The sequence below is a fragment of the Nostoc sp. CALU 546 genome (genome assembly GCF_048836525.1).
The window spans coordinates 60,889-74,035 of record NZ_JAWJTF010000038.1; the positions used below are offsets into that span (position 1 = coordinate 60,889).

The 13,147-nt window shown below is 41.5% G+C and carries 7 protein-coding genes and 1 pseudogene; 4 read left to right on the forward strand and 4 right to left on the reverse strand.

Going from position 1 to position 13,147, the window contains the following annotated elements:
• Positions 1-14: 14 nt before the first annotated feature.
• A complete protein-coding gene (locus RRG12_RS19725; RefSeq protein WP_420760241.1) occupies positions 15-1,742 on the reverse strand; it encodes an SDR family NAD(P)-dependent oxidoreductase in 1,728 nt (575 codons plus the stop codon).
• A gap of 327 nt (positions 1,743-2,069) precedes the next feature.
• Positions 2,070-7,433 carry a beta-ketoacyl synthase N-terminal-like domain-containing protein gene (locus RRG12_RS19730; RefSeq protein WP_420760242.1) on the reverse strand — a complete coding sequence of 1,788 codons (5,364 nt, stop codon included), beginning with the start codon at positions 7,431-7,433 and terminating at the stop codon, positions 2,070-2,072.
• Between the two features lie 94 nt (positions 7,434-7,527).
• On the opposite strand from RRG12_RS19730, the gene RRG12_RS19735 reads away from it, so the two are divergent.
• Entirely contained in the window at positions 7,528-7,683 is a 156-nt protein-coding gene (locus tag RRG12_RS19735) for a hypothetical protein (RefSeq protein WP_420760244.1), read from the forward strand.
• Here the strand turns inward: RRG12_RS19735 and RRG12_RS19740 are convergent.
• Positions 7,648-7,925: pseudogene (locus RRG12_RS19740) on the reverse strand (hypothetical protein). The gene RRG12_RS19735 and the pseudogene RRG12_RS19740 sit on opposite strands and share 36 nt — an antisense overlap.
• Complete coding sequence (locus RRG12_RS19745; RefSeq protein WP_256091358.1) at positions 7,867-7,998, reverse strand: hypothetical protein; 132 nt, start codon at positions 7,996-7,998, stop codon at positions 7,867-7,869. The pseudogene RRG12_RS19740 and the gene RRG12_RS19745 overlap by 59 nt, the downstream one beginning before the upstream one ends.
• A gap of 1,172 nt (positions 7,999-9,170) precedes the next feature.
• On the opposite strand from RRG12_RS19745, the gene RRG12_RS19750 reads away from it, so the two are divergent.
• The 3 genes from RRG12_RS19750 to devC all read left to right on the forward strand — a co-directional run bounded on the left by RRG12_RS19750 (position 9,171) and on the right by devC (position 13,048).
• Positions 9,171-9,611: a hypothetical protein gene (locus RRG12_RS19750; protein ID WP_176727102.1), complete on the forward strand. Its 441-nt coding sequence runs from the start codon at positions 9,171-9,173 to the stop codon at positions 9,609-9,611.
• 976 nt (positions 9,612-10,587) lie between these two features.
• Positions 10,588-11,796 (forward strand): ABC exporter membrane fusion protein, encoded by a 1,209-nt coding sequence (locus tag RRG12_RS19755; RefSeq protein WP_420760430.1) that lies wholly within the window; start codon positions 10,588-10,590, stop codon positions 11,794-11,796.
• A gap of 73 nt (positions 11,797-11,869) precedes the next feature.
• The gene (devC, locus tag RRG12_RS19760; protein WP_069073678.1) at positions 11,870-13,048 is read left to right on the forward strand and encodes an ABC transporter permease DevC; all 1,179 of its coding nucleotides are present in this window, start codon (positions 11,870-11,872) and stop codon (positions 13,046-13,048) included.
• Positions 13,049-13,147 lie beyond the last annotated feature (99 nt).

A 13,147-nucleotide genomic window follows, 5' to 3' on the forward strand; every position in this document is an offset into this window, starting at 1 on the left:
AACTTGACAGATTACTAGCTTCTGAGCATTTTCATTGACCAAATAATGGCATGAGCGCCGAGCATTCGTGAATAGATTTTACCTTGGCGGTCGTGTATGATAAAGTTTGCGATCGCACTGCTTGGTGTCTTAGCTAGTACTTCACAAGAAACGTAAAATGTTTCGTTATGTGGTATCGCTTCAAACTGTTCAAATTTCTCTACTTTTCCAGGTAAACAACCTTCTTCATGAAAGTGTTGTGTCCAAATCCATAAAGCGTGCATACTCAAGTCAGTGGTGTAAGGATTTACCCATTGGACGGGGAATTGTCCTTGTTCCTGTGCGGTGAGTTCTGGCCAAAGACATTCTGTAGTGATTCTTTCAGGACTGATGTTTAAAACTCTCTTAACTTCTTGAAAACCGGGGCCGTGAAATAATGTCGCCCCACCATTTTGGTAAAAAGCTTTTCCTGTCGCAGTAATGATATTATCTGGTTCGAGATTGAGAGATTCATAAATAGGTGCATCTGGGATTTCTCGCTGGAGATTGAGTTGAGCGCTAAAATGAAAATGGATTCTCCCTTCTGGATTTTTACTCGAAATTTTGGCTTTAAGTTCGATTCTTTCAAGATTAACTTTAGAAATTTCTTCTATTTCTAAAAGATGTTCTTTCGCTAATGTGTCATTAAAAGTAATCCCCTTCAAAACTTTAAAATCTTGGTAATTAAACAACCGATAACCGGGATATAATTGTTCAGAAGCATTGATAATCCAAGTCATTGCACAAGTTGCTGGTAAAACTGGAGAACCAGCAATCGTATGATCGTGTAAAAATGGATTAGCCTCCAATGTCATTTGGCGACGAATACGATAGGTTCGTAGTTCTGAATCTAACTCTGCCGCCAGGGGAACAAGCGGGCTACCAATAACAACTTGTGCAGTTGCGTGATTGGTATTATCCATTTCTTTCACGAGCATTTGCGCTCCGACTGCAATGGGAATTATTTCAATTTTTCGCTCTTGAAAAATCTTCTTTAATTCTGCTGTCACCATCCCACTATCCCAAGCGCCCCAGTTGATAGCGACTACATGACATGAGGGATAACTTTGCTTAAATATATGGGCTGATTTGTTCAGAATTTCATTTGCGATCGCATAATCAGATTGTCCAGGATTTCCGTAAAAGCCTGTGACTGAAGAAAACAAAACTAAATGCTGAAGTTGATTAGGGTTAACGCAAGTTAGCAGGTTTTCTAAACCTTGAACTTTAGCGGTGTAAACTTTTTCAAAATCCTCTTCTGTTTTCTTTTCTATTAACTTATCAGCTAAGTTTCCAGCGCCGTGGATGATTCCGGTAATTGGGCCGAGATGTTGCACAGCAGTAGCAAGTTTTTCTTGTAAAGCTGGCGTATCTGTGACATCGACGCTGATATATTCTGCTTTAGCTCCAGTTTTTTCAATTGCTGCTAGAGTCTTTTTAATTTCGCGGCTGGAGGTAATTTTGTTATATATTTTTTGCACATTCATGGGTGTGGGCTTCTCTCCTTGAGAAAGAAGATTTTCCATGATGCATTTTTTCAATGCGGATTCATCAGAATTTTGAGCATAATCTGGCTCGGTTTCTAATAGTTCGGAGCGACCGAGGAGGATGAATTTGCAGGGTTGCTGTTGGGCTAATCTGATAGTACACTCAGCCGTAATCCCTTTTGCACCGCCGCTCACGACAAAGACAGATGATGGACTAAGCTGGGCTGTTTGTGTCATAAATCCTCGTGAATACCTGCATAAATTGGGTTTGATGTGTAACTTATTCTTGAAACCCTCGCTTCCATTCCTCTCCCCTACAGGACTACGGTGTACACACAAGTCTGAAGTAGCTGATTAACCAGGGTTTTACCCCACCCTAACCCTCCCCTTGTAAAGGGGAGGGAACTAGATTTCTTTTTTCCCCCCTTTCCAAGGGGGGATTAAGGGGGGTAATTCGACCGTAGCCACAGGGAGAGAGGCTTTGATTCTTACTCCCCTTCCCTTGTAGGGAAGGGGTTGGGGGTTAGGTTCGAGAGAAAGTTGCACACGGCGTTAATCTGGTTTTTAATCAGCGATAATGGTGACTCGTCCTTGTGAGCCGTAGCCAACTTCACTTATATAAAGGTTGGGGTCGTGAAGTTCAGCGATGATGTTTTGTACTGACTGTTTAGCGTCAAGTCTGGGGCTTAGGTCGATCGCACGAGTAAATACCTTTGGCCATTCCCATCTCAGAGTTTTGCTTAATCCGAACAAACCAGCGCCGATCGCACCGAAGTTGACTTTGTACTCTAAACCGAAGGCTCCATCAAGGTGAGCAACTGTGCAGAAACAACTACGTCCATGCTTTGCAGCTTCGTTTAGAGAGGGTTTGAGGTGTTTCGCCATCAAAAATACGTGCTTGACGATCGCCTTTTCTGATTCGTTATAAGAAATACTTCCGGTGTGATTTCCTACAAACATTGGATGTAGGTGGATGAAGGCCCCGATTGCTCCACAGTGAGATGCGATCGCTTGCAATTGTTGTTGAAGATGTTCTTCACTCAAGTTTGCTAAGGTGACGCGGGTTACTCCTGTGGGTAGGGGCGCTTGCTGGACGAGAAGCGATTGGGGAAAGCTGATAACTACTACTTTCCAGCCTTTCTCGATTAGGGATTCAGCTAATTTGTAAGTGGTGAGGGAACCATCATCGGTAATTAAACTGATGTGTCCCTCTGGTAACTTGAAATCCAAATAATCGGGCTGTGCTAGGCTTCTGAGTTTGACCGGATGGCGCTGGATAGTATGCTCTAGTTCCGGTGGTTGTTGGACAAACTCAGGCTCAGACTTTTTTTTTTCACCTCCAGCCAACTGCTGTAGGTAATCGACTATTTGACCGATGGTGCGGAGATCGCCGAGTTCTTCGATATTTGGTTTGGGTAAGTTGGGGTACGTTTCTTGCATCGCCCCTAAGATTTCTACCCGTTTAATCGAGTCAATCCCCAAGTCGGCTTCCATGTCCATTTCCAGTTCCAGCATCTCCACTGGATAACCAGTTTTATCGCTGGTGATGGCTAACAGGGTTTCACCTAAGTTTGCAAATTCATCACTTGTAGAAGGAGCAACTTCTGGTTCTGGAGTGAATGCAACAACTACGCTTACTTCCGGTGTAGTAACTACCTCAACTACTGGTGCAGTCTCTACTGGAATCTCAGTTACTTGTTGCACTTCGTGAACTGCAATTTCTATCGAAACACCTTTGGAAGCATGGGATTGCAGATACTCTACAACTTGACCGATGGTGCGTTTTTCTGACAGTTCTTCTAAATTGGGCTTGGGTAGGTTGGGGTACATCTCTTGTAGCGCCCCTAAGATTTCCACCCGTTTGATGGAGTCAATCCCTAAATCAGCCTCCATATCCATGTCCATTTCCAGCATTTCGACTGGGTAGCCGGTCTTGTCGCTGGTGATGGCTAAAAGATTTTTATCCAAGTCAACAATATCGATGGTTGCGCCAGATACAGGTGCAGCAGTTGTGGGTGCTGGTTCTGCAACAACTTCCTTGACTGGGGGTGAGCTAATTTTGACTACAACCTCAGCTTGGGGTTCTTCTACTACTGGGACAGGTGGCGCAACTACAGGCTCGACTGTCTCGACAGTGGCAAAATGGGGAGTGGGAAGTGGAGAGTAAGAAGTTTCAACTACAGGCTCTACAGCAGCCGGGAGAGGTTCTTGGGTAACAGCTACAGGCAAAGGCTGGCTTTCTACTATCTTGGTAGGTGCATCACTAACAGTTGTTTCTGTGGTGAACGGAGTGAAATTGCTGAGTTTCTCTGTTAATTGCGTTACTCCCTCACCTGAGATGATTTGAGAATATTCTTGCTGTATTAGTTGGAAAAAGCTCTTAGTATATTCCAACTGCTCTTGAAGATATTGCTCATGGATGCGTAGAGTTTCACCTTGTTGGGAATGAAACTGCATCATGCTACGCTCTAGGCTTTCCATGACAACTAGCTTCATTTTGGCAGTTTCGGCTGTTGATTTACTTTCACTCAACAAGGAATTCTGCTGCTGCATTAGTTGGAAAAACGCTTTAGCGTATTCCATTTGATGGTTGAGATAAGTACCGTGAACTTGTAAATTCTCGGCTTGATTTTCCTGGAACTGTGTCAGGAGATATTCTAAACTTGCTAAAAGTTGTTCGTAATTTGTAAGTTTTTCTGGTGTTGGTTGCATCTTAGATTCCTGGGCTGGTTGTGACAGGGTAACAGGATTCATCTGTTGCTCTGGCTGGGCGATGATAGTAGCAGTCACACCGTTCATTGCTGGGGTAAGTTTTTTATGTCCGTTAGTCTCGATCGCTGCGAGAGTTGGAGTCACACCTGGGCTGCTAAATAAAGGAGCCACAGTTTCAAAAGATTCAGGAGTAGGTAATGTGACTTTATGCCCATCCTGTAAAGCTAGAGCGAAGGCATTTTTCGTTTTTTCGGATCTATAATTGATGCCGTTTAAACGAACATTTAATGTCTTCTTCGTCTCAATTGGGGGAATAGTTTGGGGAAGTTGGTAAGGATCGAGGTTATTTAAAGTCAAACCAATCACCCGCAACTGCACAACTGCTTCGCGCAAAGAGCGATCGCTATTCTTTTGAGTGCTGGGGTTCAAAGATACGGTAATATGTGGGCGATCGCCAAGAATCTCTTTCACTAAGTTGCTAAGAATTCTCCTCGGCCCAAATTCCACAAAGCAAGTACCACCCGCCGCATAGATATTTTCAATTTCCTGCTTAAACAGCACTGAGTTGGAAAGGTGCGTTTCCAGAATCTTTTGAATACCTTGGGCTTCCTTGGGATACTGCTTACTGGTAACGTTGCTGTAAACAGGGATTTTGGGACTTTGGAATTTAACAGACTTAGTTGCGATCGCAAAGGATTTCTGAGCAAAGGCGATTAGCGGTGTATGGAACGCTGCGGAAACAGGTAACAATACAGCCGTATATCCTTTCTCGTGTAAAGCCTCTTTGATTCTCGCTATTTCTGCGGTAGGCCCAGCCAAGACAAATTGAGTGGGAGAATTTTGATTAGCGATCGCAACTTGGGGAAAATGTCTCAGCACTGCTTCTACTTTGCTGATGTCTTCTTTGACAGCCAACATACTACCCGCATCATGATCTGGGTCTTCGGGTGCAGCCATTGCTTGACCCCTAGCTTTCACTAAGAACAAGTAATCTTCTGTACTCAAAACTCCCGCAGCCCATAGTGCGGTTAATTCACCAAAGCTATGTCCCGCCACAAAATCTGACTTAAACCCAGCTTGTTGCAATATGCTGTACATCCCTGCACTCAACACCCCGATGGCTGGTTGGGCATATTCTGTGCGTTGCAAGGCAGCAATTTGGACATTTTTTTCTGCCTCTGCAAACACAGGATGAGGAAAAACAATCTCTGACAACGGCTGCAAATTATCTTTGAGCAACAGGCTATCCATATAACCATGCAGACGGCGCATCAAAGGAAAATTCATCACCAGTTCGCGTCCCATCTCCAGGTATTGCGAACCTTGTCCAGAAAATAGAGAGACAACTTTTCCGCCCAACTCCATACCAGAGGAGCGGTAATAAATCCCTTGGGGATGTTCCCAAGATGCTGCTGACCCTTTGAGTTTCAGCCAGTCAATGCTAGTTTGCAGAAACTTGCAAGCTTCTTCCAGATTTTCAGCGACAAACCCAAATCTGGGAGCAGAGAGGGGAATCTGTTGTGATTTGCACTCATTGACTAATTGTGAATAGTGTGTAGGTGCTTCAGGCGATCGCAACTTACCTAAAATCTCTTCCGACTTGCTCAACAATTGCTCTACTGTAGGAGCAAACAACAACACTTCACTAGCACCACTGTGTAAGCGGTAGGCGGCGTTTTGGTCAGCTTCATATTCTTCCAAAACAACGTGATAGTTGGTTCCGCCAAATCCAAAGGAACTTACACCTGCGCGTCTTGGTGCTTCACCTTCTGGACGAATCCAAGGTCTAGTTTCGGTATTCAAATAAAAGGATGAATTTTTAATGTTGAGTTTGGGATTTGGCTCAGTGATGTTAATTGTCGGCGGCAATACTTTGTGATGTAAAGCCAAAGCAGTTTTAATCAAACTCGCCGCACCCGCAGCCGCTTTTGTGTGTCCGATTTGCGATTTCACACTACCCAAAGCGATATGCTGCTTTTTATCATCATGGACATCAAAGAAGTCTTTTAAAGAACCGAATTCTGTCGGATCTCCAGCCATTGTACCAGTGCCATGTGCTTCCATCAAACCAACGGTAGCGGGAGAGAAGCCGGCATCTTCATAAGCACGTTCTAAGGCTTTAACTTGGCCTTCTTTGCGGGGAGCATAAATGCTCTTGTAACGTCCATCGCTGGAAGTACCAATACCTTTAATTACGGCATATATTTTATCGTTGTCCCGTTCAGCATCTTCTAACCGTTTGAGGACAATCATCCCGATACCTTCACCCAGCATCATCCCATCAGATTTAGCATCGAAAGGTTTGACATTTTCACTAGGAGAAACCGCCGGTGTTTTGCTGAATGAGATGTAAGCCATGATGGTGTTATCGGTATCAACACCACCAGTCAGCATCATGTCAGAGCGATGCTCAACTAGTTCGCTAATTGCCATTTTTAAAGCACCAAAGGAACTAGCGCAAGCGGCATCAACTACACAATTCATTCCGCCAAAATTTAGGCGATTGGCAATTCTACCCGCGACTACGTTCGCTAACATTCCAGGGAAAGCATTCTCATCCCATTTCACATAAGCGCTTTTGATTTTATCGACGATTTTTTTAGTATCTTCGTCAGATAAACCACTGCTTTTAAGCGCTTTTTCCCAAATCGGATATTCCAATCTTGCTGAAAGTGGCATTCCTAACTGCTTGGCCATAGCCACGCCTAAGATTACCCCAACCATTTCGCGGTTAAACTCACGTTTTTCGCCATAGCCAGCATCTTCCATCGCTTCTTTCGCAACCACTAAACTTAATAGTTGCGATACGTCTGTGACTTCCAAAATGCTAGGTGGGATGCCAAATTCCATCGGGTTAAAATCTACCTCTGGAAGAAACCCGCCTCTTTTACAATAGGTTTTATCTTCAGTGGTTCTAGGATTTGGATCGTAATAATCTTCGACGCTCCAGTGAGTGGAAGGAACATCAGTAATACAATCAATTTTGTTTACAATATTTTGCCAGTATTCCCGCAAATTTCTAGCTTGAGGTAATAAAGAAGCCATTCCAACAATGGCGATAGGATTGTGTTGTAATTGTCTGTTAATTTTGTTGATTGACACTGATTTATCCGATTTCATTTTTTTTCCCTCGATAGACTTAATCACAGCCTGTTCACAATTAGTTATCAGGCTCTCTAACTCCGTTAAGGCAGTATCAATTGAATAAGCAGACATAGGGCATAGTTAGTACTGTGAATTGTGTAGCTACAGTAATTTCTGTTGCCTACTAAATAATGAAAAGCTCTCGTTTTGTAAGCAGTTAACAGATATGAAATCCTGGCGAAAAAGTAATTACGAATTACGAATTATGCCAGGTAAAGCCTTATGTTTCCAGGCGGCTTTGGCACACTGCGTAGGCGTAGTCCATCGTAGACATCGCACAAAAATGTTATCCAACGCTAGACTCTTGAAATTGTGGCAATAGGTCAAAGACGTTGTTAAAACTGGTAAAATAGTTTTGGAGTGTAATAGCTGCTTGACCAGTGAATTTAATCCATTTGTAATGGTAAAGATTTTGAGTAATGGTATCCTACTGGAGTGATGGGAACTGAGGAGTAGCTAAGAGAACAGAAACGTTTTTTCACCCAAAAGCATTTGATTATCTAGGCTAACCACAGCAACATAGCTGTTGTGAATGACAACGTTCTGCATCTTGTTCAATGTCATAGCCAGTTTCAACGTCCGGGATAATATATTTTATGCTATTTAAACCAGGAAAGTTGACAAGCTTGTTACACAAAAGACACCACCTTGAATCCGAATTTATGTAACTTGAACAAGTAATGAAACGGTCACAAGGTAATGACAAAGCAGTTATCTTTAGTTATTTTTAATTTAAAAATCTCAATTAAATAACTAGTTTGTTTAACTACTTTAAAGCATTGAATTAATAAAAATACTAGCATATTTTACAGAAACTAAATCATTTCTTTAAAGTTATTTCATAAACAAACATCCACAATTACTGATGTTAACTTGAATAAAATTAAGCAAAAAAGTATAATTTATGACTCTATAAATGTATGGGATATTTTGTTATCTACGTGTTAGCCATAAGTTTGTGCTGAATTAAGTTAACAATGAAAATCTGTTGTCTAGTAAATCACAATTCAATGAATACATAGATAAATTGAATAGTCATAAGTATATTTTCTCAGACAAACATCATAATTTAGTCAAAGTTTTTGGTTATTTTTAAATATAAGTCAAGTTAAAAACCAAAGTGGTTATTTATAAAGCAAATATTAATTTTTAGTATGTTACTTGATAAACATAATCGTGATTGCATGATTTAAAATGGTGCTTAAAAAGCCAGAGCGAATGGAATTCGCGGTTACTCTACAAGAATGCTAAGAGGATGTTTTAAAAGTCCTTTTGTCAGTATCAAAAGTTTTAGATCCCCCTAAATCCCCCGATAAATTGGGGGACTTTGACTCCGGGTTCCCCTCTTTTTAAGGCTACCGTGTACACACAAGTCGAATTACCCCCCTTAATCCCCCTTTCAAGGGTAGGGGTTTAAGAAAGAGGGAGAAAAGCAGGTAAAATACACAACTGTTGTCAGACCGCAAAAATATGCAAGTCAGATGCGGTGAAGAATGTCAGGGTGTGGGGGGAAAATGCTTTTAGGAAAAAGCGAGGAATTAAGGCAATGGACGAGGAAAGTCATAGAAAAGATGCCGCATCTGTCTAAGTCGCAAGCATTGATACTAGCAATGTGGAGTTTTGGGATAGTGATGACCCAATCTTGCGGACTGACAACAGTATCAGTATTCTTAGCAGAGCTATTGGGAAAAAAGGAAAATACAGTCCGAAGTTGGTCAGTTTTTCTCTGGCTTAGTTACCTGTTTCAAGACTAACTCTCTCAAATGTACTTTATTAGCTCGCCATGACGCGGGTTACACTGACCCCTGGTTGATTCTCACCGATTTACCACCTGACGTTGCGGATGCTTGCTGGTATTCTATGCGCTGTTGGATTGAGTGTCTTTTTAAAGATGGTAAACGCGGCGGTTTTTGTTGGCATTGCACCAAGATTACTCACCCCAGACGCGCCGAGAGACATTGGTTAGCGATGGCTGTTGCTACTCTGTGGCAAGTCAGCGTTGGTGGAGAAGTTGATGCCAATCTACCGATTAGTAGTTTAGATGACTTACCACCAACTCATGTGGCACGACGCAATTTTAAAAATAGTGTCCTCCATCGTTGCTTGAGTTGTTTTCGTCGTGGATTTTTAGTCATTAAGGCCGCTGTTCTCAATCGCCTGCCATTACCTCAAGGTAGTTTTTTTCCTGAGCCTTGGCCCACTTCCCCTCCACAACTTCATGTGTCTCAAATCACTCTCTCTACTGCCTGATTTTTAAACCCCTACCCTTGAAAGCCTTAATCCCCCCTTGCAAAGGGGGAAAAAAGAAATCTAGTTCCCTCCCCTTTCCAAGGGGAGGGTTAGGGTGGGGTAAAACCCTGGTTAATCAGCTATTTCAGACTTATACACCGTAGCTTTTTAAGGGGGGTTAGGGGGGATCGAAAAGTGCCTAAATTCACAGCGAAACACTTTTCAAACGACCTCCAACAGCAAACCCGCAGGGGAATTCGCCTCCGCGGACTAAGAAAAATTGAGTGTTTTAAACCTACGGAGATGAGTTTTGTTTGTGTAGATGCGGTTTCTAACCGCCCTTTTAACTAGGTATTTTTAGATGTACGTTAATGTGACTCACCAAAGGTATCACTTCATGCATTGAATTAGTAGAATCGAAAGCAATAATAATGTCTTATAGTACACAACCTTGCTAATAATAATCTGTTAGTAATATCAAATCTGCTTAATAACTAACTATCTGTTGGTATTCAATTGCTAAACAAGAGATTAGTGACAAGTAACTTTTGCAGCATCTCATCTTACTGGGATGAAATAATTTAGTGAGAGAATCAGGATTTATGCAAAGCTTTTTGGTTGACAAAAATCAAATTTTACGCCATACTTAATGACAAGTTTATCCAATTTTGAGTTCATTTTTATTAGCGCTTCGTTGTTCTTGAGAGTTAAGTTTTCTGGTTAGCGCTATTGTATTTTACGCTACTGGATTAGATGTCAAATTAGGATATAACTTAGGAAGCTTTGAAGTAACACTCCATTAATTTTCACGCCACAATAGTAACTTTGGGCGGTAGAAGCGTAGAACAATTCATATAAAACCAATTTAGATCCATCCACATTATTAAGGTAGAAACCCTAGAGGCAAAATCCTCTTGGTAATTTGCGGATGAGTCTATATCTAATCGACTAAATATAACCAGGCTATCTCCTAAAAAAGCAGAATTGGAATGAAAATATGGCAGTAAATAAAGAAAGCCGATTATTCACAAAACCCGTAGGCCGATCGCAAGTAATTTTAGCAGCTTCTCTAACTCTAGCGGCTGGATTAATCGCTTTTTATAGTTTGGTACCGTTTTGGTCTAAACCAAAAGTTGAGACACCACCAGCAAATTCACCAAAAGCTGCCACACCTGCAAAAGTTGCTGTGACAGCCTTGGGACGTTTGGAACCAGAAGGTGAAGTTACTTCTTTGACTGCTCCTGCTTCCAATAATGGGGTGCGAGTAGACAGACTGTTGGTGAAAGAAGGAGATGCGGTTAAAGCTGGGCAAACACTGGCCTATCTCGAAAATTATGGTCGTTCTAGAACTGCATTGCAACAGGCTTTAGACCAACTGCAAGTTGCCAAAGCTAAACTAGCGCAGGTGAAATCTGGAGGTAAAACTGGAGATATTGATGCTCAAAAGGCTGTAATTGCCCGGTTAGAGCCACAATATAAAGGGGATGTTGCAACTCAAGAGGCGACAATTGCCCGCATCCAGGCGGAAGTAGACAACGCTCAAGCCGAGAATAACCGCTATCAGCAATTATATAAACAAGGTGCGATCGCGGCTTCTGTAGCAGATAGCAAAGCTTTGCAACTAAAAACTACCCAACAGCAGCTAGCAGAAGCTCAAGCCACCCTCAAGCGAACTCAAGACACATACCAAGAACAAGTTAAGCAAGCACAAGCACAACTCACCAGTATTAGCGAAGTGCGTAGTGTAGATGTTCAAGTCGCACAAACCGAAGTCAACAGTGCAACAACATCTGTTCAACAAGCAAAAGCCGACTTGGATTTAAGTTATATAAAATCTCCCATAAATGGCAAAATTTTGAAAATTCACGCCAAAAGTGGAGAAGTAATCAACACCAACAAAGGATTTGCTGAAATCGGTAAAACATCTCAAATGTATGTGATTGCAGAGGTGTATCAAACCGATGTTCAAAAAGTGCGTGTAGGACAAAAAGCCACCATTAACAGCACTGCATTTAATGGAACATTAAAAGGAACTGTCAAAGAAATTGGTTGGCAAGTTGACAAGCAAAACATCTTCAGCATAAACCCTGGTTCAGACACAGACCGCCGAATAGTTGAAGTTAAAATTTCCATCGATAATCCCGCAGATAGTGAAAAAGTTGCTCGTTTAACTAACTTACAAGTGGATGTCGCCATTCAGATTTAGTCAATTGGCAGATGTCATTCACCAATGACAAATGACAAATGACAAATGACAAATGACAAATGAAAATAAATCCATGAATTTTAAAATTCCTTTAGGATGGCTACAGCTAGCCCAGCAAAAAGTTCGTTTACTAGTAGCTGTAGCCGGAATTGGTTTTATTGTGCTGCTAATGTTTGTGCAACTTGGTTTCCAAGATGCCCTCTATTCCAGTGCAACTGCTGTACATCAAAATCTCAAAGGAGATTTATTTTTAGTTAGTTCGCAATATAAATCTTTGACCTCAAATCAAAGTTTTTCGCGGACTCGTTTATACCAATCTTTGGGGTTTGATGGCGTTGATTCAGTTAGCCCCATGTATTTGCAATTTGCCAAACTGAAAAATCCGGCTACTAGTGAGAAATATTCAATATATGTTATTGGTTTTGATCCAGGTAGACCGGTGATGAATCTCCCAGAAGTGGAGAAAAATTTAGATAAACTCAAAATTCCCGATGTCGTGCTTTTTGACCGAGGTTCTCGCCCAGAGTTTGGCCCAATAGCTGAAAAATTTAATGCGGGAGAAACTGCACAGACAATTGAAATATTTCCCTACAGTTCATTAATTGGCTATAGAGTAAGAATTGGTGGTTTATTCACATTAGGCCCTTCCTTTGGGGTAGATGGAAATTTGCTTGTTAGTGACTCAACTTTTTTGAGGATAAATCCCAATACTCGTCCAGCAGATATGATTGATGTCGGTTTGATTTCCCTCAAACCTGGTGCTAACGCCGAAAAAGTACTAAAAAATTTGCAAGCAAGTTTGCCTAATGATGTCCAAGTTTTTACCCGCCAAGGCTTCATTGATTTTGAGAAACAATACTGGGCTGTCAGAACACCCATTGGTTTTATTCTTAACTTGATGTTGACAATGGCTGCGGTTGTTGGGGTGGTTATTGTTTATCAAATTCTTTACAGCAATATTGCTACACAGTTCGTTGCATACGCCACTTTAAAAGCCATTGGTTATGCCAATAGCTACTTATTAAATGTGGTATTTCAACAAGCTTTGATTTTAGCAATCTTAGGTTATATCCCAGGATTTATTACTTCTGTTTTGTTATATAGCTTTGCAGCAGAAGCAACTAAACTACCAATAATGATGACCACTAATAATGCAGTGATTGTCTTAACTTCCACAGTTTTAATGTGCATAACATCAGGAGCGCTTGCGATCAACAAACTCCGCTCCGCAGATCCGGGAGATATTTTCTAACCAAAACAACTTGTTAAAGATAAGCAAGTTCATAGTAAGAACTTTAGTCCTTGTTTTCTAAGAACTAAAGTGCTTACTACAAACTATCCAAACTAACAC

Coding starts and splice junctions, on each gene's coding strand:
- RRG12_RS19730 (WP_420760242.1), bottom strand. CDS start 7,433: ATGTCTGCTTATTCAATTGATACTGCCTTAACGGAGTTAGAGAGCCTG.
- RRG12_RS19725 (WP_420760241.1), bottom strand. CDS start 1,742: ATGACACAAACAGCCCAGCTTAGTCCATCATCTGTCTTTGTCGTGAGC.
- devC (WP_069073678.1), top strand. CDS start 11,870: ATGAATTTTAAAATTCCTTTAGGATGGCTACAGCTAGCCCAGCAAAAA.
- RRG12_RS19735 (WP_420760244.1), top strand. CDS start 7,528: ATGAAATCCTGGCGAAAAAGTAATTACGAATTACGAATTATGCCAGGT.
- RRG12_RS19755 (WP_420760430.1), top strand. CDS start 10,588: ATGGCAGTAAATAAAGAAAGCCGATTATTCACAAAACCCGTAGGCCGA.